This window comes from Rosenbergiella australiborealis (assembly GCF_018494035.1).
GTDB lineage: Bacteria > Pseudomonadota > Gammaproteobacteria > Enterobacterales > Enterobacteriaceae > Rosenbergiella > Rosenbergiella australiborealis.
Window position 1 is genome coordinate 34,667 of record NZ_JABBFO010000005.1, and the last position, 24,974, is coordinate 59,640.

A 24,974-nucleotide genomic window follows, 5' to 3' on the forward strand; every position below is an offset into this window, starting at 1 on the left:
TCCCCACTAGGGGAGGCATTATCAGTAACTATTGGAGGTAGACTGCGAAGGTTGTACGACTAACTGGCCTACTGCACCTTGGTCAAACAGTTCAAGGCTCTGACTACCATAAATAAATGGGAAATGTGCAGAAGAGGTTTGCGGGAACGTGACCAGTAACTCAACACTTCCGTCGACCCATAACGTATCTTTCCAGCCACGGTCTTCAACCATCGGCGGTGCACCATTAACACTTTTGATAAGGAACATTGCTCCCTGTACAGAGAAGGATTGGGGTAAATCAGCCTCGACAGTCCATTGTTCAAAACTGCCCTGCTGTGTCGTCATATCAACACGCTTCATATCCCAGGCTTGATCATTAATACCTGCAGGCGAGTCATTTAAACGAATATGCCGATGTTGGCTAGCAAATCCTGTCGCTAATGCAGGTGCCAAGGCGCTAGGAACGCTATCCGTTACCAATGGCAGTAGCCCCGTTGGGCGCAGCGTGAGCACTAAGGTCGATGTCAGAACCGTTGACGGCTCAAAAATACCCCGGATCCGTTCCATAATCGTCGCTTCAGTGCCCGCGGTAATCGACACATTATGACCGTCAGAGAGATCCACCAGCACTTCGCGTCGCTCACCAGGAGCAAGTGACAATTGCGTTGTTATCACCGGGGCAGACATAAAGCCCTGATCGCCAGCGATTACCGTAAAGGGACGGTTATCCGAGAGCTGTAGCAGGTAGCGCCGTGAGTTAGAAGCATTCAATAACCTTAAACGAACCCAACCCCGCGAAGCATTGAAATAGGGTTTTTGTGTGCCGTTAACCAGCAGTGTGTCGCCAAGAAATGGGCTTGAGCTATCGCTGTAAACCAACGATCCAAAATTATCTAACCGCTTATCTTGGATAATAAGAGGGATATCATCAACACCATAGTGTTTGGGGAGGGCAAGCTGCTTACTGACATCATCCTCAACTAGCCATAAGCCGGCTAATCCCCGGTACACTTGCGAACCTGCGTGCTGATAAGTATTCGCGTGATACCACAGAGTCGCCGCTGGCTGTCGAATAGGTAAAATCGGTGACCAATCGACTTCTGAGGAGATTAACCGAGGTGGGCCGCCACTTAAGGGTCCAGGTACCTGTAATCCACTGACCATCATTGAGACTGACTCGGTTAGACGATTGCTGTAAATGAGTTTAACGTCATCACCGTTCCATACCTTAACTGTCGGCCCCAAATACATGCCATTAAAACCGACACAATCCGCTTGATTACGGCCGTTAAAAGGCCAATGTGCTTCCTGCATCATTAAAAATATAGGTTGGCCACGTCGTGATTCTACCAATGGTGGAATATAGAGTGGATTACTTCCCTCATTATCCGCGGCATCGACCGATCGTGGCAATAACGAGGAACCAACAGCCGCAGCGGCTGAAAACTGAATAAATTTGCGTCGGGTAAAGGACATTAATGGTTAACCTTAAACAAAATAGCAGCGAGTCAATAGTCGTCTAATACAATGATCACTTTACGCGCTCAGCTTCACGACGTTCCACTTCCGCATTCAACTCATCAAATTTCTGCTGCATAATTTCACGACAATGGCTGGTCAATTTTCTGGCTGATTGCTCTTGGAATGGCGTAGTATCAATCGGTGGTAACATTTCAATAATGACCAACCCATTTTTTAGGCGGTTAAGGTTAATTTTTCCATGCGTATTTGAGACGACAATAGGAATAATCGGTACGCCGGCTGCTAACGCTGCATGGAAGGCACCTGTTTTAAAAGGCAGTAGCCCCCGCCCACGACTCCGCGTACCTTCGGGGAACATCCAAAAAGAAACGTGGCCATCTTTCAATTGTTCTACGACTTGGTTAATGCTGTTATGGGCTTTTGCTTTATTTTCACGATCGATAAGGAGATTCCCTGTTAACCAATAAAGTTGACCAAAGAAAGGGATCCACGCAAGGCTTTTTTTCCCGACGGTAACCGTTGGGGCCTGTACCATATTCGCGGCGGTAACCATATCGTAGTTATTCTGATGGTTGGCAATATAAATTGCGTTTCCGACCTGTTCGATCCCCTCGGGTCGACGCATCTCCAGTTGAATACCAAACAAATGACTTAACTTACCAAACAGGTGCGCGAAGGTAGCCACATGGCGCGGATTGCGCGGAGAGGTGAGACACCATAAACATCCCAACACACTGACTAAAATAGAATACACAACGACTATTATCGCTCGTAAAATTAACAGCATAGCATCCTCAATACGTTCATCATTCAAGGACAGATATCAAGCCTATTTGGATAATCTGAGTGGCTCAATACCCGCCTTCACATTAGGTTTTTCTCAGCGATAGAGAGAGAAACGTTATTCAATATCGACACGATCGATGCGTTGTAATCCTCGCGGTAGCAATGTCCCTTTACGGCCTCTCTCAGCGTTAAACTTCTGCAGTTCTTCACTGCGTAATTTCAACTTACGCTTTCCGACATGTAAGGTAACGCTACTTTGTGCTGAGATTAACACCAACCATGCCAGCTTATCTTTTCCTGCAGCAAAATCGGCACTGGGGATTGCAACAATTTTATTCCCTTTCCCTTTGGAAAGCTGAGGGAGGTCATCCACAGAGAAGATCAGCATACGTCCAGCCTCAGTAATCGCTAATAGCTGATCCCGCGACTCATCAAGAAACTGCGGTGGCATGACTTTCGCCTGATCTGGAAGCGTAAGTAGGGCTTTGCCGGTTTTTGTCCGAGATTGTAGATCAGCAAAAGTACAAATAAATCCGTAGCCCGCATCGCAAGCCATTAACAGCTTAGTCTCATCCGGTGCCATCAGAACCTGCTGCACCGTAGCACCGGGTGCTAAGCTCAGTTTACCGGTAATCGGTTCCCCTTGCCCACGCGCGGAAGGTAACGTGCTCGGGTCAAGAGTATAACTACGCCCTGTTGAGTCAATCAGGCTGACCGGTTGATTACTTTTACCTTTTGCTGAAGCTAAATAGCTGTCCCCTGCTTTATAGCTCAAACCGGTTGGGTCAATATCATGGCCACGTGCTGCTCGTATCCACCCCATTTGTGATAACACAACAGTGATGGGTTCTGAGGGAACTAAATCCGTTTCGCTAATCGCTTTCGCCTCTGCACGCTCTTGTAGCGGTGAACGACGATCGTCACCATACAATTTCGCATCAGCTTGAAGCTCTTTTTTCAGCAAGGTGTTCATTTTACGCTCTGACGCTAATAAGGCTTGTAGCTCACCACGCTCTTTTTCTAACTCTTGCTGTTCACCGCGAATTTTCACCTCTTCGAGTCGAGCTAAGTGGCGTAATTTCAATTCGAGAATAGCTTCTGCCTGAGTATCGCTCAGTCCGAAACGAGCAACTAATGCAGGCTTAGGGGCATCTTCTTGGCGAATGATCTCAATCACTTCATCGATATGTAAAAAGGCAACCAATAGGCCTTCTAAAATATGTAATCGATTCAGTACTTTCTCTAAACGATAAGAAAGCCGACGACGTACCGTATCACGCCGGTAAGTTAACCATTCGCTAAGGATCTCGCGCAGGTTTTTAACCGCTGGTCGATTATCTAACCCAATCATATTTAGGTTAACACGATAGCTTTTCTCAAGATCGGTCGTTGCAAAGAGGTGGTTCATTAAGGCATCACTGTCGACACGATTTGAACGTGGAACAATGACAATGCGAGTTGGACTTTGGTGATCTGACTCATCACGGAGATCTTCGACCATCGGCAACTTTTTATTTCGCATCTGTGTCGCAATCTGCTCTAACACTTTCGCCCCAGAGGCTTGGTGAGGCAACGCAGTCACGACGATTTCGCCCTCTTCTACATGCCATACTGCACGTTGACGGATACTGCCACGCCCCGTCTCATAAATCTTACGGATTTCTTTACGTGGAGTGATGATTTCTGCTTCCGTCGGGAAGTCTGGCCCTTGAACGATATCCATCAATGTGTCTAATGACGTCTCGGGCTTATCGATCAACGCAATAGTGGCTTGAGCCACTTCCCGTAAGTTATGCGGAGGAATATCAGTTGCCATACCGACGGCAATACCGGTCGTCCCGTTGAGTAAAATATTCGGAAGACGTGCCGGTAGCATTCTCGGCTGTTCTAAGGTGCCATCGAAGTTGGGAATAAAATCGACGGTTCCTTGGCCGAGTTCCGCTAATAAGGTTTGCGCATATTTAGAGAGGCGTGATTCGGTATAACGCATAGCCGCAAAGGACTTCGGATCATCGGGAGCGCCCCAGTTACCTTGTCCATCGATTAACGGATAACGGTAAGAGAACGGCTGAGCCATCAGTACCATGGCTTCATAACAAGCACTATCACCATGAGGGTGGTACTTACCGAGCACATCACCTACGGTACGCGCTGATTTTTTGAATTTAGCGCTCGCATTGAGACCCAGTTCTGACATCGCATAAATAATACGACGTTGAACTGGTTTAAGACCATCACCAATATAAGGCAATGCGCGGTCCATAATGACGTACATCGAATAATTGAGATAAGAATTCTCAGTAAATTCGTGAAGAGCACGACGCTCGACACCATCCTGCGTGATTACACTCATGAAATACTCCTCACTTCACTCCCGAACTCTACATTTCTAACGGGATTATTTGCCCGCGATAGTACATTATTAGACGTCGTTAGTCACAATAACTCTCTTCGCCCTCTACCCAGCGATCGCATAGGGTGTTAATTATTGCTATGCCAAAACGGTTTACTGTACATCGACCGATTTTCCCACATTGACACATGAGAACATTAATGAGCCATATCCATATTATTGACGGCGGGACAACTTTTGGGCTCTCCCAAGGTCAACTTAATCACACCCTAGCAGCTACCGCTGTCGATACCCTTCAGTTACTCGGGCATAAAGTCACGAAAACCCGCGTGATTGATGACTATGATTGTGAACACGAGGTGGCACAATTTTTGGCAGCCGATAGCCTTATATTACAAATGCCAGCTTGGTGGATGGGTGAGCCTTGGACGGTAAAAAAATATATCGATGAAGTACTAAGCCTTGGACACGGTAGCCTTTATGCTAACGATGGCCGTAGCCGCGCAGACCGCGACAAACACTATGGTTCAGGTGGGCTGTTACAGGGCAAGCACTACTTATTGTCCCTAACCTGGAATGCTCCTCTGCAGGCTTTTACTGATAAAGATCAGTTCTTTGAAGGCATCGGCGTGGATGGGCTTTATCTTCATACACATAAAGCCTTCCAATTTTTAGGGATGACGCCTCACCCAACCTTTATCTGTAATGACGTGATTAAACAGCCTGATATTCCGACCTTCGTTCGCGACTATCAGCAACACTTGACCGATATTTTCGGCCAAGTGTAATCCGCTCGGCGGTTAGAGTTCGATGTCGACCTGATCGCCTTGCTCCTGTAACCAATTACGCCGATCTTCAGAGCGTTTTTTCGCGAGTAGCATGTCCATCACGCGTAAGGTTTCCGCTTCATCTTCGTCGCTAATCGTTAGTTGTACTAAGCGACGAGTATTCGGATCGAGCGTTGTTTCACGCAGTTGTGAAGGATTCATTTCACCTAACCCTTTGAAACGTTGAACACTGATTTTCCCACGCTTACGACTGAGCTTTTCAATGATGATCGCTTTCTCTTCATCGTCCAAGGCGTAATGCACTTCTTTACCCAAATCAATCCGATAAAGCGGCGGCATCGCAACGTAAACGTGGCCATCGCGTACCAGGCGGCGAAAGTGCTTAACGAACAGCGCACAGAGCAAGGTGGCAATGTGTAGACCATCGGAATCAGCATCCGCTAAAATACAAATTTTGCCGTAGCGCAGTTGGCTTAAGTCTTCGCTATCGGGATCAATACCGATGGCCACCGAGATATCATGCACCTCTTGTGATCCTAGCACCTCATCCGAAGAGACTTCCCACGTATTGAGAATTTTCCCTTTAAGCGGCATGATGGCTTGGAACTCACGTTCACGTGCCTGTTTGGCTGATCCTCCCGCAGAATCGCCTTCAACGAGAAAGAGTTCAGTACGTGACAAATCTTGGGCAGTACAGTCAGCCAATTTTCCTGGTAATGCAGGCCCGCTGGTCAATTTCTTACGCACGACTTTCTTCGCAGCACGTAAGCGCCGTTGTGCACTCGCAATGGCCAACTCCGCCAATTGCTCGGCGACCTGTACGTTTTGGTTTAACCAGAGACTAAAAGCATCTTTGACGACGCTGGCTACAAATCCTGCCGATTGGCGAGAAGAAAGTCGCTCTTTAGTTTGTCCCGCAAATTGCGGATCTTGCATTTTTACCGATAATACGTACGCACAACGATCCCAAATATCTTCCGCGGATAGCTTGACGCCGCGAGGCAAAATATTCCGGTATTCGCAGAAGTTACGCATTGCGTCCAACAATCCTTGGCGCAATCCATTAACGTGAGTACCGCCCTGCATGGTGGGGATCAAGTTGACATAACTTTCAGTCAGCAGTTCGCCGCCTTCCGGCAGCCAAAGCAGCGCCCAATCAACCGCTTCCGTCTCGCTCGAAAAAGTGCCGACAAAAGGCTGATCTGGCAAGGTTGGTAGGCCATTTATCGCTTCACGTAAATAGTCCGTCAAGCCATCCTGATAGCACCAACGTTGTTCGCTATCATTAACCTTGTCTTTGAAGATAATCTCAACACCGGGACACAGCACCGCTTTCGCTTTTAACAAATGGCTTAAACGACTGACTGAAAATTTGGGTGTATCGAAAAAATGGCTATCTGGCCAGAAATGGACACGAGTACCGGTATTACGGCGACCTACCGTACCAGTTACCGTGAGATCTTGAACTTTATCACCATTCTCAAAGGCCATGTCATAGACTTCACCGCCTCGTTTAACGGTGACTTCAACGCGAGTAGAGAGCGCATTGACGACCGAGATACCGACGCCATGTAGGCCACCGGAAAACTGGTAATTTTTATTGGAGAACTTGCCTCCCGCATGCAGACGGCAGAGAATAAGCTCAACCGCCGGGACACCCTCTTCAGGGTGAATATCCACAGGCATTCCTCGCCCATCATCGATCACTTCCAGTGATTGATCGGCATGAAGAATAACCTCAACGCGTTTCGCATGTCCCGCTAACGCTTCATCAATACTGTTATCAATCACTTCTTGAGCTAAGTGATTAGGTCGAACAGTATCGGTGTACATGCCGGGTCGACGTCTAACCGGCTCAAGGCCAGTCAGCACTTCGATATCGGCAGCATTATAACTTGATTGAGTCATTGTCTTCTTTCATTTGTACAGAGTGAGTGGCTAACAATAAGTTAAACCAAGAAATTCGATGATTGATGGGAAGTGACGTTCAATCGCGATAAAGGCATGATTTCCCCCTTGTTCAATCGTTTGACGGCATGCTGAATAATACGTAACCGCTTCGGTATAATCTAATACCTCATCACCGGTTTGCTGGAGTAACCATAACTGTTCAGGCGCGATTAACGGGGTCACTTCGAGCGCTTTCAAATCGTCAATATGGCGAGACTCTACCATATATTTTTGCCCAGTGTATGGATTCTGATTCTCACCTAAAAAATTGAGTAATAACTCGAATGGCTTCACTGCAGGATTAATGACTACAGCCGGTACGCGGTAACGTTGTGATAACCAAGTCGCATAATAACCGCCTAAGGATGACCCGATAATCCCGACTGGCTGGTCAGTACAGCCTTCAAACTCTGTGATTAAAAAAGTTTCAATTGTTTCCGGCGTAGCGGGCAATTCAGGAATACGCAACTGAATATGTGGGGCGTATTCAGCTAACCAATCAGCGAGTCGCGCGGCTTTTTCTGAACGAGGAGAGCTGTTAAAGCCATGCAGATACAGCAATGTTGACATGCTTAGTACCCTTCTGAGTGAAGATCAGGTTGAAATTGTGTATCAGATAAACGTTCTACACGCGTCGAAATCTCACCATTTGGATGCAGCTCCAGCCAACGCCAGCCAGGAGAAAGCGAGTCAATCGTAAACCCAGTGCATTGTGGACGAAACTGTACGCAGGTGGAGGGCGTCGATAACACGCGTCTTCCCTGCCAGCCTGCATCCATCTCTTGATGGATATGGCCGCAGACAATAGTTTTAGCCAGAGGGTAATGCTGTAGGACCTCTGCCAACTGATGAGCATTGCGTAAGCTATGTGCATCCAGCCATGTGCACCCTGACGGTGTCGGATGGTGATGCAGCAAAATAACCGTATGCCGTTGAGGGTGACGAGCCAGTGCCTCGCTTAATCCTTGCAGTTGGTAGTCACTTAATAATCCATGTGGCACACCATGAACTTGGCTATCAAGCAGTAATAATTGCCAATGTGCGCCAAGTAACACCGATTTTTGCGGGCAGATCCCTTGGTGCGCCAGCGTGTTCACCATCGCTGGCTGGAAGTCATGGTTACCCGGTAACCACACACAGGGTTTTTGCAACTGATGAATGCCCGCGGCAAACGCCAAATAGGCTTCAGGGCTTTGGTCTTGAGCGAGATCGCCAGTCGCTACTACGAGGTCGATATTATGCCGTTCTGCACTAACAGCAGCCAATACGGCTTGATAACTCTGCCACGTATTCACCCCTAATAAACTTTCATGCGGAGTTCTAAAGAGATGCATGTCAGTGAGTTGTAGCAGTCGGACACTCCGATTATCAGCGATCTCTAGCACTAACGAATTCACTAAGACGCACCTTTTATCAGCGTTAAAAACTCTATTGTCTCATAACTCGTGCTGGGCGGTAGCCATTACACCTTGCACAAGACAATAACGTAACCATTCGGAAAGGAACTGGTTAATTTGATGCTTTTCATCGCGTTGATGTAATTTTCTATTAGGATAATCATAGCGTGCTTTGAAACGATAGATCTGCTGGGTCGAACACACTTCTGCGACCATTGCATCATGATATAGCCTTACCGACATCGAAGGTAGTTGCCAATAGCTGACCACTGGAGCGACCTGCTTGATCATGACTTTCGTCGTATAGCGGGTCGATTCTTCAATCATAACTTGATAGTGAATCCCCTTAACTTGGTAAGTCAGCGCTGCCCCTTCCACTTCATCTCTTGGGATCAGTCGCCGTAACTGTGCATAATTTGTTTCATTTAAACGCATCATTTCCGGAAAATTGGGAATGTATTGCTGTTTCATGGAGATAACCACTCATTACGTAATTGCTCATGATGTAAGGTAAGCCATTGCAGCGCAATGATAGAGGCTGCATTATCAATCACGCCTGACTCCACCCACTGATAAGCGAGTTCACGACTCACAACTCTGACGAGAATGTCTTCATTTTCACTCGCTAAACCATGATTCCCTTCTGCTTTCGCTGCATCTACCTCGCCGACCCAAATAGCCAGCCTTTCGTTGCTTCCTCCTGGACTCGAAAGATAGCTTAACACCGGTTTTGTCCGACCTAGTGCTAGACCTGCTTCTTCGTCGGCCTCTCGACGTGCAACCTCTTCCTCCGACTCACCGATTTCACAAATGCCCGCCACTAATTCAATCAACCAAGGCGTGCGATCGGCATCCAGTGCTGGGATACGGATTTGTTCAATAAGTACAACTTCATCTCTAACGGGGTCATAAGGCAATAGTGCAACCGCTTTTCCTCGTTGGAATACCTCGCGCTCGACAGGATTACTCATGCCTCCAGCGTAGAGTCGATGACGAAAACGGTATTTAGTGATTGAAAAGAATCCCTTATACATGGGTTCTTCGTGCACTATTTCAACATCGTCGCGTGTAAATTGGGTGGGAGATTTTAGCTTTTTGCACATATAATAGACCTCGGATGTAGGGTTGTTCCAATTACCTAGGACAATTTTTACTAATAACTCAGCAATTCAGGCATTATTTTACGCTAACGCTCCATTTAAGGCACGTTCAGCCAACTTATTTCATTCTGCCTGTCTGGTACAATTCGAGATATTTTTGACCTGATAACTTTATTTTTTGCAATTTCGCTGCAACACAAAGGAACGCAAATGAAAAAATTGCTCCCCGTACTCGTTGGTCTGAGCTTAGCTGGCTTCAGTCAATTAGGCCACGCTGAAAACTTATTACAAGTTTATCAACAAGCACGTGATACTAATCCTGATTTACGTAGTGCAGCGGCTGATCGCGATGCTGCTTTTGAGAAAATTAATGAATCGCGTAGTCCACTACTCCCGCAACTAGGCCTTGGTGGTGATTACAATTTTAACAGCGGTTTTAGGGATTATAGTGGTATACGTTCCAATACTTGGGCAGGCTCACTGCAACTGACGCAAACGATTTTTGACATGTCTAAATGGCGTGCCTTAACGTTACAAGAAAAGACGGCAGGTATCCAAGATGTGTCTTATCAAGTTGCCCAACAAGAGTTAATTTTAAATACGGCAACCGCTTATTTTAATGTATTAAACGCCATCGATACGCTTTCTTACGTCGAAGCGCAAAAACAGTCCATTTATCGTGAACTGGATCAGACGACTCAACGCTTTAATGTCGGCTTAGTCGCCATTACTGACGTACAAAATGCGCGCGCACAGTACGACAGCGTTTTAGCCAATGAAGTCACTGCACGTAATGATATCGATAATAAAATGGAGGCATTACGTCAGGTAACGGGAAATAGTTACTTCTCTCTCTCGTCTCTCGACATCAATCGCTTTCAAACCGAAAAACCACAGCCTATTGATACGCTGTTAGCGAAAGCGGAAAACCACAACTTATCGTTGCTCTCTGCACGCCTTTCTAAAGATCTCGCACGTGAACAAATTCGTTATTACGAAACCGGCCACATGCCAACATTGAGCCTCAATGCCTCAACGGGTGTGACCAATAATAAATACGACGGTTATCGCGCTCATACCACCTCTACGACACAAGATTATATTCAGGGAAGTAATCAAGTTGGGGTAAGCCTATCGATTCCTTTATATAGCGGCGGCTCTGTAACCTCTCAGGTAAAACAAGCTGAATACAGCTTTGTCAGCTCCAGTGAAAAGTTAGAAAGTGCTCACCGTTCAACGGTACAAACGGTACGTTCATCCTTTAATAATATTAATGCCTCTATTAGCAGCATTGAAGCCTACCGCCAAGCCGTTGTCTCAGCACAAAGCTCATTGGATGCGATGGAAGCCGGCTACCAAGTCGGGACTCGTACTATTGTTGATGTGTTAGCGGCCACCACTACGCTCTATAATGCCAAGCAACAACTTGCCAACGCACGTTATGGTTATCTCATTAACCAGATCAACATTAAGTATGCGTTAGGAACGCTTAACGAACAGGATCTTGCTAATTTAAACAATACTTTAGGAAGAGAGGTTGCTACGTCACCGGAAGCGGTGGCACCGGATAACCCAGTACAAGATCGTCTTGCTGATGGTGAAACAACGGTTCATGCTCAGCCAGCTGCAATGACATCTGTAGCGCCGGTTACGCATTCTTCAAGAGTCCGTGCGCCAAGTGCAGGCAATCCGTTTCGCGAGTAATTAATGCAACCGCAGGTAAGACAATGACGTCTTTCCTGCGGTCAATTATCCCCTTTTATCGCACTAACACACTGGTCATACTAATACTTCCCATATCCATTCCCGTCACCGGTACAGTAATAGTATCGTCCGCACGCGCTGCGCCTAAAATATACAGCAACGGAAGGAAATGTTCCGGTGTTGGATTGGCGAGTTGTGCATTAGGGAGTTGCTGATAATCAACCAGCGGATGATGTCTATCCCCTGTCTCAGAAGTTAAGGCATTTTGCACAAAGCGGTCAAAATCCTCTGCCCAAGGATAAATATTCCCTTCCGCTCCCCAACGCGCCATCGCGAGGTTATGCACAGTGTTGCCGCTGGCGAGCAGTAAGATCCCCTCATCGCGCAGTGCGGAAAGTTGTTTGCCCAGCTGGTAATGTTCTTCGGCTGATAAGCCCGCATCCAAACTGAGTTGAACAACGGGGATATCTGCCTCAGGATACATTTTCACTAAGACTCCCCAGGTACCATGGTCTAATCCCCAGTGTTGATCGAGGGTCACATTAGACGAGGCTAAGCGCTGTTTGATTGATTGCGCTAGCTGTGGATCACCGGGTGCCGGATAGCGAACATCAAACAGCGCCTGGGGGAAACGACCAAAATCATGAATCGTTTTCGGCCGATCCATTGCCGTCACCGCAGTGCCTTGGGTCACCCAGTGTGCTGAGATCGCCAAGATAGCTTTAGGACGAGGTAACTGTGCACCCAGTTGGCGCCAGACCTCGGTGTAACGGTTTTCTTGAATGGCGTGCATCGGATTACCGTGCCCTAAGAACAGTGCAGGCATAGGTTGAGTCATGATAACTCCTCTTATCACAAGAATTTACGCCTAGGATACGCCGCTGGATAAAAAATACACCTAGTAAGCCGTGATGATCATTTTCAAAAAATTTGAATATCGGTCGCCTTCTGTGTCGCGACGACTCTTAGCACGCCGGAGTGTTAATTTGAGACCTCATTAACATCATACTCTGTCGCCAAATGGTAAAAGAGGTAGACCATCAAGAAGTGATCTTGGGGTTGAAGGTCAAGTGTGCAAAGGACCATATTGTGAGGCTTCTGCTTTTCCATGGATTTTTGTGTATTCTTGCTGATGAAAGGTATCTACATTTAAGGATGGAAGGTAGGTTGCTATGAAAGTGAGTGAAACAGCATTGCTAGAGTCGGGATTTCGTCATGATGAACTTCAAAAAATCAAAAACAACGTGGTAAATTATGGTGGAACGCTTGAAGAGGCTATAAATGATCTCGCCCGCCGATTCAATGCGTTACTCTGGGTCACTGGTGTATGTATTGTGATTTTTCTATTACTGGTCGCTTTTAGTTCACCGAGTAGAATAATGGCAGACGGGCTGGCAATGATCTTAGGGATAATCATCATGTCATTTTCTCAGCCCTTAGTCGTTTCATATAAATCATGGCGTTACAGGAAAAAAAATAGGCATTAACCCTTACCACTGTCTGTCGTTAAAAGATCGAAAATCACTTTTGCTTTCACACCGTAACCAACAATCTTAATTGTTAATGTGGGACGGCTCATTGTTTCGACTCTGCGATAATAGTCACTCGGCATCCATCTGAATAATCTCCATGCTCCCGGTTTTCGTATAAGACCGAAAATACTGTAAACACTGGCACCAAGAGTGATCCCGTTATAAAAAGCCAGTCCTGCTTTTGAACTGAACCCCATAAACTGAGCAGTTTGCATCACTGAATCAGCAAAAATTCCTTGTGAAAAACTATGACCCGCTGACTGTGTCAAATTTCTCAATTCCTTAGATAAACCGTTAAATCCATCAACAACTAACACCGCGCCGGCTAACATTCCTATTGGCCCCATCGTGGTTAACATAATAGACCCGCCAACTATCGTAACCCCCGACAGAACTATGTTCACAGCTGAAATCACATACCCCACAATTTTGTTATTTTCCCGAACGAACTCCACTTTTGCGTAAATTTTCGCCGCTTTAGTGCGGAGCATACGCCCCTGTTCTTCAAGACTTTCGGTCTCTGCCCTGAGGTTTTTTACGCTGGCCATGCACTCTTCATCAGACTTTGCGCGTCTGGCGGCTGCAAATTACTGATCAATAACATCTTTTATTTCCTGAATAAATTTCATTCGGGTGAAACTGTCTCTGAGATGGAAAGCTGACAGCATATTAGCTGTATTGATAAGCTTTCTGGCCTCAAGGTTAATCATTGTTTCTGCCCAGTTCTTATTCCTGCCTGAGCGCATTATATCAAGTAATGCAGTATCCATTTCTTTCCCTGTATGTTATGTCACCGATAATACTCATCAAGTTAAAACTTACATCGATAAAAAGGCTAAATAAAGTATTAGCTATTTTTTTAGCACTGTTCCTCGCTTGGTCAACCCTAAAACCCACGCTTGGTTTGTTAAATTTTAGCGTTTACTAGTAAGTGGTATGTAGATGAAAGATTCACACGACAACAAATTGGAAAGTTACTAGAAATGAAAAATTACCGCTCGAAAAAAAGAAAATAATCATTAGGGATATGATGACCAATAACTTTCTTTTTTTAGTTTTATTATTTTTATTAGATGGTGGGCTCGATTATCTACTTGCCCCCGTCACTCACGAGGATATTATTCGAGGGGTATCGAGGTGCGACTGAACGCGACTACTGCTACCGGCTTGAGGCTAAAACTTAGCGTAGAGCCGATAGCAATAAGTGTAGAGATTAAGCGTAGGATTTATACCGCTTTTTGTTGATCATAACGTTGACGCCAAGCGACGAGATCGTCGATGGTCACGACAGGCATATTATGCTGCCTAGCAAAAATAATCGCCTCGGGGGCCCGAGCCATCGTCCCGTCATCGTTAGTCAGCTCACATAGTACGCCCGTAGGAGAAAAGCCTGCTAATCTGACCAGATCGATCGTCGCCTCGGTATGTCCGCCACGAGTCAACACCCCACCTTCGCGTGCACGCAGAGGGAATACATGCCCAGGGCGATTCAGGTCACCCGGAACAGCGTTCTCAGCAATCGCAGCACGTACCGTCGTTAAACGATCCGCGGCAGAGACACCCGTGGTAACGCCTTGAGCAGCCTCGATAGTCACAGTAAACCCCGTGCCGTAAGCACTGGAGTTGTGTTCGACCATCATTGGTAATGATAATTGCTGGCGACGTTGCTCAGTAATACATAAGCAGACGATGCCGCTACCATGACGAATGGTGAGGGCCATCTGTTCGACGGTCATGGTTTCGGCGGCAAAAATCATATCGGCTTCATTTTCACGGTCTTCGTGATCTAAGACCATTACACCGCGATTTTCACGAAGTGCTTGTAGAGCCGATTCTACACGCTGTTCTGGCGTGCCAAATTCAGATAAAAGTGTGTTCTGATTCATGGTAAAAAATCCTATATCTATTAATAAAATTACCAGAATCAGGGCATAGGAGTGACGTCGTTAAACGTAGCAATACAGCAGAGATCGCAGTGATCGGAACAGTATCTTTACCCTCTCCCGTCCGGACTATAACCGTCGGCCCCGGATTTACACCGGATCTGCTGACCTTTATTCCAGTAGAATAAAGCGCTCGCGGGCTTTCAGAGAGTCTGATTTACCGCCGGTGGGGAATTACGCCCCGCCCTGAGAATAAGCCTAATCACTATATCGGCAAAATAATTAATACGCAATGAACCCTAATTGCTAAAATTGTCATTTAATGTGCAGAAATTAGGTTTAACCTTAGTGAATTAGGGATTACACTTAAATTACTTACAGCCTGTATGCCAGAAATATTACTGTTTCTCCGGCGTTAACCTCAGGGAATAATTATGATTGATGCAAAAAAAATTGAACAAATTGCACGCCAAGTCCAAGACGCTCTCCCGCAGGGGATCCGTAATCTTGGTGATGATGTCGAAAAGAAAATCCGTCAGGTACTCCAAGCACAACTGAGCCGTATGGAGCTGGTTAACCGTGATGAGTTTGATGTGCAAACGCAGGTATTAGTTCGCACGCGTGAAAAACTGGCATTGTTAGAAAAACGCCTTGAAGCGCTAGAGAGCAAGCAAGTCACCGCGACAGGCCCCCAAGAAGTCAGCCCTGCCGACGTATCTAACGAAACACCTATTGTTCCAGACGTCAAATAAGTTTCAGCATGATGACGTCGTCCCTGCAGGGACCGACGTCTTATTTCAATCACTGACCGTTAATTTTCTTAATAATGTTGCTGGTCGATAAGCCTTCCTCGAAATTAAGGATGCGTACCTCGCCGCCATTCGCAATGACTTCTTCGCCTCCCGCAACTTGCTCTGGGCGATAGTCTCCCCCTTTAACCAGCAAATCGGGCAATAGCTCACCAATCAAACGCTGAGGCGTATCTTCTTCAAAAGGAATCACCCAATCAACGGCACCGAGAGCGCCTAAGACAATCATTCGATTCTCTAATGGGTTAACCGGCCGTGTGGGCCCTTTTAAACGAGCAGTTGATGCATCGCTGTTGACCGCAACAATTAATCTGTCGCCCAGCTTACGTGCGTGAGTCAAATAGGAAACATGACCGGCATGTAAAATATCAAAACAGCCATTTGTCATAACTATCTTTTCACCACGCTGACGTGCTGCGGCGAGAGCCTGTTGCAAACTCGCTTCATTCATAATGCCAAATCCCTCTTCGGGACGAGCATGTAACGCATTTTCCAGTTCGATAGGTGTCACCGTCGAGGTTCCTAACTTACCGACCACAATACCCGCAGCAGTGTTGGCGAGAAAACTGGCCTCTTCCAACGAACATCCGTTTGCTAAGGAGGCAGCGAGCACGCCGATAACCGTATCGCCAGCACCCGTGACATCGAAGACTTCTTGCGCTTGTGTAGGAAGATGAAGCGGGGCAACTCCCGGTTGCAGCAGAGTCATGCCCTGTTCCGAGCGCGTGACTAATAAAGCGCTTAGCTGACACTCATCCAGTAATGCCATCCCTTTTTCGACTAATTGCGCTTCTGTATGACACTTGCCGACAACGGCTTCAAACTCGGAAAGATTGGGTGTCAGTAACGTTGCGCCGCGATAACGAGTAAAGTCATTGCCCTTAGGATCAATCAATACCGGGATACCCGCTTCTCTGGCTTGAATAATTAGCGGTTGAATATCCGCTAACGCACCTTTTGCATAGTCCGATAAAACGATGGCACCCATGTTATCGAGGGCGAAAGGCAGCCGTTCGGTAATTTTCTCGCTATGTTGCGAATCGAAGGCATTTTCAAAATCTAAACGAATTAATTGTTGGTTCCGCGAAAGTACACGTAACTTAGTGATCGTTGGGTGCGTCGAGACAGTAACAAATTGGCACTCCACCCCCACGTCTGTCAATGCGGAGTGTAACTGTTCGGCGGCTTCATCTTCCCCGGTTAAGCCAATAATCCGCGATGCTGCGCCTAGGGCGGCAATATTCATCGCTACATTCGCCGCACCGCCCGGACGCTGTTCTACCACATCCACTTTGACAACAGGGACGGGGGCTTCTGGGGAGATTCGTTGTGTTGGGCCGTACCAATAGCGATCTAGCATTACATCGCCAATCACCAATACTCCTGCACGATTAAACTCAGGCAGTGAAACCTTCATGCCAGCAACTCCAAGCTAGATTTGTTTAACATTTTGCGCCTATCATACCACAGCCTAATGATAATCGCGGAGCTTGCATCAGCGCCAGCTCCCCTTTGTCTCTCACTCACTGGCTAGCCATTGCTGCCATACCGATTGAGTGAGGGATCGCTCTTGTAGAAAATGATGCTCCTCGACTCCACCATTTTCCCCCTGTAATGCTAAATGATGCAGTGCATCACGTAACGTGATGTAGGCATGGGTCAATGCCTTAGCGTTTTGCTCTGTGAGTAATCCTTGTTGTGACAAGGTTTCAACGATGCGGACGTTGTCCGACCAGCGCGTTAAATCAGGGTAGTCCGTAGCAAAACGTAATACCCAATATTGCGCTAAAAACTCAATATCAGTGATCCCACCTAAATCTGCCTTAATATCCCAAAGTGGCAGATGTTTGTTGCCCAAATGCTTGAGCATTTTCTCGCGCATCGCCGCAACATCGGTCGTCAGTTGCCTAATATCGCGGGGCTGACAGAGGATATGATGTCTTATTTCGGCGAATTTTTTCTGTAAACGAGGATGACCAAATACTGTCCGAGCTCGCACTAATGCTTGATGCTCCCATGTCCAGGCCTCATTATGTTGATAGGCTTCAAAGGCCTCAAAAGTAGTCACCAGCATCCCTGCCGCCCCAGATGGACGTAACCGCGCATCGACCTCATATAAAATCCCCGATGCAGTACGTGTACTAAAAAGGTGAATAATTCTTTGTGCCATCTTTAAGTAAAACTGACGCCCTTCTATGCTTCGTTCGCCATTCGTTACGGTATTGGCAGGGCAATCATGCAGAAAAACCAAATCTAAATCAGAGCGATATCCTAATTCCCATCCCCCCAATTTACCGTAGCCAACCACAGCAAAACCTGGACCTTGTTCATCGGTCAAATGATTAGGTTTACCATAACGCTGCACCATTAATTGCCAGGCTTGCCAAACCACGACTTCTAATAAGGCTTCAGCGAGCCAAGTTAAGTGATCACTGACTTTCATGACCGGTAAAGTCCCGGCAATGTCTGCGGCGGCAATACGTAATTGTTGGGTCAATTTAAATTGGCGTAATGCCTCAACTTGTTGTTCTTCATCTTCTTGCGGGATACGTAATAAATATTCGCGTAACTCTTCGCGATAGCTATTATTCGGTGCCGGTTGATAGAGGGTCTGGGGATCAAGAAGTTCATCAAGTAGCAATGGATGGCGCGCTAATTGCGTAGCAACCATGGGTGAGGCGGCACACAATCTTACAAGATGTTTTAATGCCCCTGGGTATTGAATCAATAACTCAAGGTAGGTACTGCGGCTTGCAACACTAAGTAGAACTTGTAATAACCGCGAAAACGTGGCGGCGGCATCGTTTCGCGGGCAAACCTCTGCCAAAATCATTGGCATGAGTTGGTCCAATGCCTGACGCCCCCGAGGGCCGACAGTACGCCGTCCGATATCGTGATGAAAATTCTGTAGCGCGCTGAGAAACTGCTGCTGTTGATCAACGGCGAGTTGTGGAGTCAGTAGTTGAAGTTCGTCGAGATCGGGTATTTCGAGCCACAGATGCTGGTAATGATTCTCCACTTGCTCCTCTGATGCACTTTGTTCTTCATCACCAATTAATGCGACAAACAGGGTGTGAATAGACATCATCAACTGTTCAAGGTGAGTATGAAAGGTTGACCACTGTTCAAATCCCATTGCCCAGGCTAAACGCTGACGATTTAAGTCATCATCGGGTAGCGTTTGCGTCTGTTGGTCAGCGATACTTTGTAGGAGATTCTCAACACGCCGCAGAAAAAGGTATCCCTCATGTAATAGCCCTACCTGCTCGCTCGGAAGTAATGAGAGTGTATCAATAGCTTGCAACGCTGTTAATAGAGAGCGACTCTGCAAGCAACGCTCACGCCCTCCTCGGATAAGCTGGAAAACTTGTACAATAAATTCGCATTCTCGAATTCCCCCTGCACCTAGCTTAATATTATTTTTTAAGCCCCGACGTCTGACTTCTCGATGGATTTTACCCTTCATCGTCCGCAGCGATTGGATGGCACTGAAATCGATATAGCGGCGGTAAATAAAGGGCCGTAGTAGCTGTTGCAGCTCTTCAGTAAAAGGGGGTTGATCTTCCCCCATCAAGCGCGCTTTCACCATCGCATAACGCTCCCACTCGCGCCCTTGCTCCTGATAATAATCCTCTAGCGCGGCGAAGCTCATCACCAATGGGCCACTCTCACCAAAAGGACGCAGTCGCATATCGACACGATAAACAAAACCGTCGATGGTCGGTTGGTCTAGGAGTTTAATAATCCGTTGCCCCATTCGCAGAAAAAATTGGGCATTATCCCATTCGCGTCGTCCCCCTCGCGTCGACCCGTTCTCTGGCCAGGCAAAGATCAGATCGATATCTGAAGAGAAATTCAGCTCTCCTCCGCCCAGTTTTCCCATACCGAGAATCAGTAATGGCTGAACTTGCCCTTCGGCATTGCAAGGTGTCCCCATTTCGGAACAATATTGCTGCCAACACCATTCGCGTGCGGTGGTAATAAGCTTTTCTGCAAGATGGCTTAACTGCTGCAAAGTCTGCTCAGTGGTAGCGATATTGAGAATTTGCATCCAGGCAATGCGTACTAACATCTCTCGGCGAAACAGTCTTAATCGCCGCATGATTTGCGCTTCCGTCTCAACGTCTACGCGCTGTTGTTCAAGCCAGCGTTCATAATGTTGCCACTCTTGTGCATGAGGTGGCTGGTCATACAAATTTTGTTGCCACTCAGGGTGTTGCTGTAAATTTTCTGCCACAAAGTCACTGAAGGCGAGGACAGTAAACAGAGGTTCTTGCGGCGATAATTGCCCTTTTACACGGGATTCAGCCTGCTGAGTCAATGCTAATGGGAGTGGCAACATAATATTCTCTCTTAACCGTTAAGTGAGTCTTTCGCTGTATTACTGGTTAACCAAAAGGGGGATAAAGGTCGTACCGGAAGCGGTAAACGGATTGCGTCTTGATCAGAGACAAAATACTGTCGTGCTAAGACCCAAGGTGCTAACCATGCTTCAAGCTGCTCACGCGGGTAGGCGCTGCTCAGTAAGGTGATAGACAGTATCAATTTGTCGAGCCTCAACAAGGTCATACCAGCCTGATTCGCAATTAAGTTTTCTGCAGCCAGCGCATGTAAGTCGGCGGCACAACGACTTAACATCACATCACAAAAGCGTTTAAAAGAGCCGTCGAGACGTTTGAGCTGCCGAGCATTCGCCGATTGACGCCACTGCTGTGCAACGACCAGTTCGGTTAATTGCAGTTGTGCTTGTACCCCATCAACTGAAAAACAGAGGCTCTGGGCATTCGGTTTTTTCTGCTGTAAAGCCTCTTCAATAACCGTGAGACGTTGGCGTATTTCGCTACTCGCGGAACGGGAAATTAATCCCCCGAATAACGTGAACGTTTCACGAATCGCAAGCAATGTTTGCAGTAATAAAGGTAACGCCTGTGCCTCATTTTCTAACCAGTGTGACTCCAGTAATTGCCAGCGACGAATTAAGGCACTAAGCAGTGTAGAGAGGCCCTGTTCACAGCTTGCTTTAGGTATTACTGAAAATGGCATTAATGGCTGAATAGCGGGCAAACCCACGCCTTGTGCTAGCCCATATCCGCGTGCAGCCTTGCTTTGCCATCCTAATCTTATTCCGCCATGGTTGATAAGCTCAGCGGCTAAGGCAAATAAATCAGACCTTTTCCCGTTGAGCAGTTCGAGCTCAAGTTCTAGCAACGGTATTGTTTGCTCACCGGCACCGACATGCCCCTGATCAAAGGCCACTTCAATCTCACTCTCACGGTAGGTAATCACCCATTTTTCACGACGGAAATCGGTACTGAATAACGGAGAAAGTGCCGCTTGCAAGGCAGAAATATCCGTATCCGCCGGCCATACTTCTTGCGGTAATAATGTCAGGTCGAGTTGATGCTCTGTTAACGGAATATTGTATTCCGGACGTTGATGCAGCCCACCAATCTCTTGACCGGCGGTTTTAAGCGTCATTTCGTACTGACCATTTTTTCCGCGGATGCGTAACCCCATATCCCAACGTCGTAGTTGGTTATCTGCCGTTTCATAATAGTGGTTGGCAAGTAGCACAGGTGGCGTATAGCGATTGGGGTATAAATTCAATTGTTGCTTAATACTGTCGATATGATTGGTATCGACAAGAAACTTTACTTCGATTTCGATGGTCATAGATATCCTGTTGCTACTCATTCGTTGCGAGATCTTCACTGTTATTGCCAAGCAAGGGTAATCCACTAAAGACGAGCTGTCTCTGATTTGTTAGGATCACCGTGCAAGGAGAACAGGAAACTTCTCATTTATAACATAACTTGACGCCTACAGACTGTGGCGACTCTTACTATCAGAACTGTCATCTAATGAAAAAAATAATTTTTGCAGGTTGCTTACTGCTTACACTCGGCCAATCTATCTCACTCGCTCAAGCAGAGACCACCCGTTATATTTCGGATGATCTCTCGACATGGGTACGCAGCGGTCCGGGTAATCAATATCGACTGGTTGGACAAGTGAATGCCGGTGAAGCCGTCACCCTGCTTAGTACCGATGCCGATACCCATTATGCTCAAATTCGCGATCAACAAGGTCGAACGACTTGGATCCCTGAATCACAGCTAAGCGAAAACCCAAGTTTTAAAGTCCGTGTGCCACAACTCGAACAACAGGTAAAAACGCTTAGCGATAAATTGGCGAATATCGATAACAGTTGGAATCAGCGCACCGCGGAAATGCAACAAAAAGTTGCGGGAAGCGATGGAGCCATTAACCAACTTAAAGACGAAAATCAGCGCTTAAAAAACGCCCTAATCGTGGCTCAGAAAAAAGTTGATGCGGCAAATGTGCAACTTGATGATAAACAGCGCGCAATCATTATGCAGTGGTTCTTATATGGAGGCGGGGTATTAGGCGTTGGATTGATCTTTGGCCTATTCTTACCTCATATGATCCCTCGTCGTAAAAATAAAAATCGTTGGATGTAATACGTGCAAAAATATCTTGTGGGGGGCGCGGTGAGAGACCGCTTGCTGGGATTACCCGTAACGGATCGTGATTGGGTGGTAGTGGGGACGACTCCCGAATCATTGTTGGCACTCGGCTATCAACAGGCTGGCCGAGATTTTCCGGTGTTTTTACACCCCAAGACCCATGAAGAATATGCCCTAGCGCGTACCGAACGTAAGACTGGAAGTGGTTATACCGGGTTTGATACACGGTTTACGCCTGAGGTGACTCTCGAGGAAGATTTACAACGTCGTGATCTGACGATCAATGCGATGGCTGAAGATGAAGCGGGCGCTATTATTGATCCGTGGCATGGACAGCAAGATTTAGCTGCTCGCCGTCTTCGACATGTTTCTGCTGCTTTTATCGAAGATCCATTGCGTGTTTTACGGGTCGCTCGATTCGCCGCACGCTTTGCACCTTTGGGTTTCACTATCGCAGAAGAAACCTTGATACTAATGAAGCAAATTACCGAAAGTGGTGAATTAGCCTATCTTACCCATGAGCGAGTATGGAAAGAGACCGAAAAGGCACTGTCGAGTGCGTCACCTTCGACCTATTTTTCTGTTTTACGCCAATGTGGAGCACTCGCGGTACTGTTTCCTGAACTGGATGCGCTATTTGGCGTTCCTGCTCCAGCGAAATGGCATCCAGAAATTGATACTGGCGTACACAGCCTGATGTCGTTAGATATCGCTACACAGCTCACGGTGGAACCTGCATTACGTTTTGCAGCCTTGCTGCATGACATCGGTAAAGGCTTAACCCCACCTGAACTCTGGCCTTCGCATCCAAACCACGGTATCGGTGGCGTGCCGCTGATTGATGCGCTTTGTCTGCGACTAAAAGTCCCTAACCACTATCGCGATATTGCACGATTAGCCACAGAATTTCACGATATGGTACACAGCATTGATAAATATCCTGCAGAACAGGTGATTATGGTGTTTGATAAACTTGATGCATGGCGAAAACCCGAGCGGGTCACCCAACTCGCCTTAGTCAGCGAAGCGGATGTCCGCGGGCGTTTAGGATGGCAAGATAATCCCTACCCACAAGCCGCACAATTTGTTGCACGCTTCGCCGCCGCACAAGCAGTGAGTGTGGCTCCCATTATTGCTGCAGGCTTTACAGGTAAGGCAGTGCGTGAAGAGCTAACGAGGTTACGTGTCCAAGCCGTTGCGGCTTATTCCCATTCTGAGTAGCAGATAACACGACGTTTTCGGTAAAATGAAGGCTTATTTTCGCCTAGCGGTGTTCAGAAAGAGGCTGGCGAGATGAGCGCCTTCATGGAGGTAAAGCGCAACAAGTCTTGATGAAGATAGGCATTGTTGCGCTTAAAATACTTTACATAAAGACAACCCACACCAGTAACGCTACAACAAATCGATATAAAGCAAAGGCCACAAATGAAATACGTTTGATCACCGTTAAGAACACTTTAATAGCTAACAGTGCTACCAAGAAAGCGGTGATAAAGCCTGTAGCGAACATTGGAAGATCGTGTAAGGTCAAAAAACCAAGACTCTTTACCAAATCCAATCCGGTTGCCCCTATCATTATCGGCACAGCTAATAAAAATGAGAATTCCGAGGCCGCATAGCGACTAACCCCCAGCAGTAGCCCACCACTGATTGTCGAACCTGAGCGCGAAAAACCTGGCCAAAGCGCTAAGCACTGAAAACAGCCGATCAAAAAGGCTTGCCGATATGAAATATCATCAATGCCTACAGCTTTTGGTTTTGCAGGTTTTAACCACTCAGCCACAATCAGTAAAATACCGCCTGCGATTAAAGAATAAAAAACATTTTCAGGGGTAAATAACGTTTTGATTTTGTCATGAAGCAGTAAGCCCAATACGACTGCAGGCAACATTCCACAAAGAATATGCACCAGTGAAAGTCGACCTTGCCCCACCCCTTCATGAGGAACTTTACCGAAATGAATACCAATTAATCCAAATAGACGACGCCAAAACATCACGACGACAGCAAGAATCGATCCTAACTGAATAACAATCTCAAATGTTTCTGCTTTCTCTCCTTGGAATCCCAGTAAGTGCCCCACAATAATCAAGTGCCCAGTAGAAGAGACAGGTAAAAATTCCGTTAACCCTTCAACAATTCCAAGCAGCGCCGCGACACCCAATGGGTGGATATCAATCATTAATCGTTCCTCTTCTCATAACCTAAAAAATAAAATTTCAAAAAATATTAGTAACTTATAATTAATCTAAAAAAATATGACCGTCAGCTCCCGTAAAAGTTGCGATCTGTATTTATGAATATTGAGGAAAAACGCCTCGGGTGATTTTGACACCGACGCTACGTGCCTGTGCGACCGCCCCGGGTTTACTCACGGTAATACGAACACCTGGAGTGTTAAATTCACGCATTAATAATTCAGCAACCTCTTCCGCTACGCGCTCCACCAGCGCGAAGCGCTGATGCTCGATATGCTTGAGAACAGCGGTAGACACTTCGGCATAGCTCAGACAATCCTCAACATCATCGCTACGCGCAGCGATACGGTTATCCCATGCAAGTTCAATATCCAATACGAGTTTTTGGGTAATGTGTTGTTCCCACTCAAAAGCGCCAATCGTTGTAAAGGCCGTTAATTGTTCAATAAAAACAATACCCATATCTCAACTCTCTTTGTTTAATCATGCCTAGGTGATACCACTCGGCAGCGTTTATGCGTA

At 46.7% G+C, this 24,974-nt stretch carries 21 protein-coding genes, 1 pseudogene and 1 riboswitch; of the genes and pseudogenes, 6 read left to right on the plus strand and 16 right to left on the minus strand.

Translation table 11 applies throughout. The annotated features are described in order from the left end of the window. Nucleotides 1-21: 21 nt before the first annotated feature. From ftsP to parC, 3 genes are all read right to left on the minus strand, one after another. On the minus strand, nucleotides 22-1,458 hold the full coding sequence (ftsP, locus tag HGT73_RS06870) for a cell division protein FtsP (protein WP_214213005.1): 1,437 nt from the start codon (nucleotides 1,456-1,458) through the stop codon (nucleotides 22-24). Nucleotides 1,459-1,513: 55 nt separating this feature from the next. After that, nucleotides 1,514-2,251: a 1-acylglycerol-3-phosphate O-acyltransferase gene (locus HGT73_RS06875; protein WP_214213007.1), complete on the minus strand. Its 738-nt coding sequence runs from the start codon at nucleotides 2,249-2,251 to the stop codon at nucleotides 1,514-1,516. A gap of 114 nt (nucleotides 2,252-2,365) precedes the next feature. Next, on the minus strand, nucleotides 2,366-4,603 hold the full coding sequence (gene parC, locus HGT73_RS06880; protein ID WP_214213009.1) for a DNA topoisomerase IV subunit A: 2,238 nt from the start codon (nucleotides 4,601-4,603) through the stop codon (nucleotides 2,366-2,368). A gap of 200 nt (nucleotides 4,604-4,803) precedes the next feature. Here parC and HGT73_RS06885 point away from each other — a divergent pair, with 200 nt between their 5' ends. Further along, nucleotides 4,804-5,391: an NAD(P)H-dependent oxidoreductase gene (locus HGT73_RS06885; protein WP_214213011.1), complete on the plus strand. Its 588-nt coding sequence runs from the start codon at nucleotides 4,804-4,806 to the stop codon at nucleotides 5,389-5,391. Between the two features lie 12 nt (nucleotides 5,392-5,403). Here the strand turns inward: HGT73_RS06885 and parE are convergent, their stop codons facing one another. The 5 genes from parE to nudF are packed head-to-tail and all read right to left on the minus strand — an operon-like array spanning nucleotide 5,404 to nucleotide 9,841. Next, complete coding sequence (gene parE / locus HGT73_RS06890; RefSeq protein WP_214213013.1) at nucleotides 5,404-7,299, minus strand: DNA topoisomerase IV subunit B; 1,896 nt, start codon at nucleotides 7,297-7,299, stop codon at nucleotides 5,404-5,406. Nucleotides 7,300-7,329: 30 nt separating this feature from the next. Further along, nucleotides 7,330-7,911: an esterase YqiA gene (yqiA, locus tag HGT73_RS06895; RefSeq protein ID WP_214213015.1), complete on the minus strand. Its 582-nt coding sequence runs from the start codon at nucleotides 7,909-7,911 to the stop codon at nucleotides 7,330-7,332. Nucleotides 7,912-7,913: 2 nt separating this feature from the next. Then, nucleotides 7,914-8,738, minus strand: coding sequence for a 3',5'-cyclic-AMP phosphodiesterase (gene cpdA, locus HGT73_RS06900; protein ID WP_214213016.1), 825 nt, complete (start codon nucleotides 8,736-8,738; stop codon nucleotides 7,914-7,916). Between the two features lie 39 nt (nucleotides 8,739-8,777). Next, a complete protein-coding gene (locus tag HGT73_RS06905) occupies nucleotides 8,778-9,209 on the minus strand; it encodes a DUF1249 family protein (RefSeq protein WP_214213018.1) in 432 nt (143 codons plus the stop codon). After that, nucleotides 9,206-9,841, minus strand: a complete 636-nt coding sequence (gene nudF / locus HGT73_RS06910) for an ADP-ribose diphosphatase (protein ID WP_214213021.1) — start codon at nucleotides 9,839-9,841, stop codon at nucleotides 9,206-9,208. Before nudF ends, HGT73_RS06905 begins: the two co-directional genes overlap by 4 nt. Nucleotides 9,842-10,048: 207 nt before the next feature. On the opposite strand from nudF, the gene tolC reads away from it, so the two are divergent. Continuing rightward, entirely contained in the window at nucleotides 10,049-11,542 is a 1,494-nt protein-coding gene (gene tolC, locus HGT73_RS06915) for an outer membrane channel protein TolC (protein ID WP_214213023.1), read from the plus strand. A gap of 55 nt (nucleotides 11,543-11,597) precedes the next feature. Here tolC and ygiD read toward each other — a convergent pair whose 3' ends face one another. Next, the gene (gene ygiD / locus HGT73_RS06920) at nucleotides 11,598-12,380 is read right to left on the minus strand and encodes a 4,5-DOPA-extradiol-dioxygenase (RefSeq protein ID WP_214213025.1); all 783 of its coding nucleotides are present in this window, start codon (nucleotides 12,378-12,380) and stop codon (nucleotides 11,598-11,600) included. 334 nt (nucleotides 12,381-12,714) lie between these two features. Between ygiD and HGT73_RS06925 the strand changes: the two genes are divergently transcribed. Continuing rightward, nucleotides 12,715-13,029, plus strand: coding sequence for a hypothetical protein (locus HGT73_RS06925; RefSeq protein WP_214213027.1), 315 nt, complete (start codon nucleotides 12,715-12,717; stop codon nucleotides 13,027-13,029). Here the strand turns inward: HGT73_RS06925 and HGT73_RS06930 are convergent. Together HGT73_RS06930 and ribB are read right to left on the minus strand one after the other, a co-directional pair. After that, nucleotides 13,026-13,844, minus strand: a pseudogene (locus HGT73_RS06930) (DUF4225 domain-containing protein). The gene HGT73_RS06925 and the pseudogene HGT73_RS06930 sit on opposite strands and share 4 nt — an antisense overlap. Before the next feature lie 456 nt (nucleotides 13,845-14,300). Then, on the minus strand, nucleotides 14,301-14,960 hold the full coding sequence (gene ribB, locus HGT73_RS06935; RefSeq protein WP_214213030.1) for a 3,4-dihydroxy-2-butanone-4-phosphate synthase: 660 nt from the start codon (nucleotides 14,958-14,960) through the stop codon (nucleotides 14,301-14,303). A gap of 105 nt (nucleotides 14,961-15,065) precedes the next feature. Then, nucleotides 15,066-15,215: riboswitch (FMN riboswitch) on the minus strand. A gap of 176 nt (nucleotides 15,216-15,391) precedes the next feature. Between ribB and ubiK the strand changes: the two genes are divergently transcribed. Next, a complete protein-coding gene (gene ubiK, locus HGT73_RS06940) occupies nucleotides 15,392-15,709 on the plus strand; it encodes a ubiquinone biosynthesis accessory factor UbiK (protein WP_214213032.1) in 318 nt (105 codons plus the stop codon). Between the two features lie 49 nt (nucleotides 15,710-15,758). Here the strand turns inward: ubiK and hldE are convergent, their stop codons facing one another. The 3 genes from hldE to HGT73_RS06955 form a co-directional block, all read right to left on the minus strand. Then, on the minus strand, nucleotides 15,759-17,183 hold the full coding sequence (gene hldE / locus HGT73_RS06945; RefSeq protein WP_214213034.1) for a bifunctional D-glycero-beta-D-manno-heptose-7-phosphate kinase/D-glycero-beta-D-manno-heptose 1-phosphate adenylyltransferase HldE: 1,425 nt from the start codon (nucleotides 17,181-17,183) through the stop codon (nucleotides 15,759-15,761). A 102-nt stretch (nucleotides 17,184-17,285) separates the two neighbouring features. Beyond that, the gene (gene glnE, locus HGT73_RS06950) at nucleotides 17,286-20,108 is read right to left on the minus strand and encodes a bifunctional [glutamate--ammonia ligase]-adenylyl-L-tyrosine phosphorylase/[glutamate--ammonia-ligase] adenylyltransferase (protein WP_214213036.1); all 2,823 of its coding nucleotides are present in this window, start codon (nucleotides 20,106-20,108) and stop codon (nucleotides 17,286-17,288) included. Nucleotides 20,109-20,119: 11 nt separating this feature from the next. Next, nucleotides 20,120-21,439: a CYTH domain-containing protein gene (locus tag HGT73_RS06955; protein WP_214213038.1), complete on the minus strand. Its 1,320-nt coding sequence runs from the start codon at nucleotides 21,437-21,439 to the stop codon at nucleotides 20,120-20,122. A 188-nt stretch (nucleotides 21,440-21,627) separates the two neighbouring features. Between HGT73_RS06955 and HGT73_RS06960 the strand changes: the two genes are divergently transcribed. Both HGT73_RS06960 and HGT73_RS06965 read left to right on the plus strand, forming a co-directional pair. Continuing rightward, a complete protein-coding gene (locus HGT73_RS06960; protein WP_214213040.1) occupies nucleotides 21,628-22,248 on the plus strand; it encodes a TIGR04211 family SH3 domain-containing protein in 621 nt (206 codons plus the stop codon). Between the two features lie 3 nt (nucleotides 22,249-22,251). Continuing rightward, on the plus strand, nucleotides 22,252-23,475 hold the full coding sequence (locus HGT73_RS06965) for a multifunctional CCA addition/repair protein (RefSeq protein WP_214213043.1): 1,224 nt from the start codon (nucleotides 22,252-22,254) through the stop codon (nucleotides 23,473-23,475). A gap of 142 nt (nucleotides 23,476-23,617) precedes the next feature. On the opposite strand, the gene bacA is transcribed toward HGT73_RS06965, so the two are convergent. Continuing rightward, the gene (gene bacA, locus HGT73_RS06970) at nucleotides 23,618-24,436 is read right to left on the minus strand and encodes an undecaprenyl-diphosphate phosphatase (RefSeq protein ID WP_214213045.1); all 819 of its coding nucleotides are present in this window, start codon (nucleotides 24,434-24,436) and stop codon (nucleotides 23,618-23,620) included. Nucleotides 24,437-24,548: 112 nt separating this feature from the next. Further along, nucleotides 24,549-24,914: a bifunctional dihydroneopterin aldolase/7,8-dihydroneopterin epimerase gene (gene folB, locus HGT73_RS06975; protein ID WP_214213047.1), complete on the minus strand. Its 366-nt coding sequence runs from the start codon at nucleotides 24,912-24,914 to the stop codon at nucleotides 24,549-24,551. Between the last annotated feature and the right edge of the window lie 60 nt (nucleotides 24,915-24,974).

Excerpts from the sequence above, each read along its gene's own strand:
- folB (WP_214213047.1), bottom strand. The coding sequence starts at position 24,914 with ATGGGTATTGTTTTTATTGAACAATTAACGGCCTTTACAACGATTGGC.
- ubiK (WP_214213032.1), top strand. The coding sequence starts at position 15,392 with ATGATTGATGCAAAAAAAATTGAACAAATTGCACGCCAAGTCCAAGAC.
- glnE (WP_214213036.1), bottom strand. The coding sequence starts at position 20,108 with ATGTTGCCACTCCCATTAGCATTGACTCAGCAGGCTGAATCCCGTGTA.
- bacA (WP_214213045.1), bottom strand. The coding sequence starts at position 24,436 with ATGATTGATATCCACCCATTGGGTGTCGCGGCGCTGCTTGGAATTGTT.
- HGT73_RS06875 (WP_214213007.1), bottom strand. The coding sequence starts at position 2,251 with ATGCTGTTAATTTTACGAGCGATAATAGTCGTTGTGTATTCTATTTTA.
- yqiA (WP_214213015.1), bottom strand. The coding sequence starts at position 7,911 with ATGTCAACATTGCTGTATCTGCATGGCTTTAACAGCTCTCCTCGTTCA.
- tolC (WP_214213023.1), top strand. The coding sequence starts at position 10,049 with ATGAAAAAATTGCTCCCCGTACTCGTTGGTCTGAGCTTAGCTGGCTTC.
- ribB (WP_214213030.1), bottom strand. The coding sequence starts at position 14,960 with ATGAATCAGAACACACTTTTATCTGAATTTGGCACGCCAGAACAGCGT.
- ftsP (WP_214213005.1), bottom strand. The coding sequence starts at position 1,458 with ATGTCCTTTACCCGACGCAAATTTATTCAGTTTTCAGCCGCTGCGGCT.
- HGT73_RS06925 (WP_214213027.1), top strand. The coding sequence starts at position 12,715 with ATGAAAGTGAGTGAAACAGCATTGCTAGAGTCGGGATTTCGTCATGAT.
- nudF (WP_214213021.1), bottom strand. The coding sequence starts at position 9,841 with ATGTGCAAAAAGCTAAAATCTCCCACCCAATTTACACGCGACGATGTT.
- HGT73_RS06960 (WP_214213040.1), top strand. The coding sequence starts at position 21,628 with ATGAAAAAAATAATTTTTGCAGGTTGCTTACTGCTTACACTCGGCCAA.
- ygiD (WP_214213025.1), bottom strand. The coding sequence starts at position 12,380 with ATGACTCAACCTATGCCTGCACTGTTCTTAGGGCACGGTAATCCGATG.
- parE (WP_214213013.1), bottom strand. The coding sequence starts at position 7,299 with ATGACTCAATCAAGTTATAATGCTGCCGATATCGAAGTGCTGACTGGC.
- parC (WP_214213009.1), bottom strand. The coding sequence starts at position 4,603 with ATGAGTGTAATCACGCAGGATGGTGTCGAGCGTCGTGCTCTTCACGAA.
- HGT73_RS06885 (WP_214213011.1), top strand. The coding sequence starts at position 4,804 with ATGAGCCATATCCATATTATTGACGGCGGGACAACTTTTGGGCTCTCC.
- HGT73_RS06955 (WP_214213038.1), bottom strand. The coding sequence starts at position 21,439 with ATGACCATCGAAATCGAAGTAAAGTTTCTTGTCGATACCAATCATATC.
- HGT73_RS06905 (WP_214213018.1), bottom strand. The coding sequence starts at position 9,209 with ATGAAACAGCAATACATTCCCAATTTTCCGGAAATGATGCGTTTAAAT.
- hldE (WP_214213034.1), bottom strand. The coding sequence starts at position 17,183 with ATGAAGGTTTCACTGCCTGAGTTTAATCGTGCAGGAGTATTGGTGATT.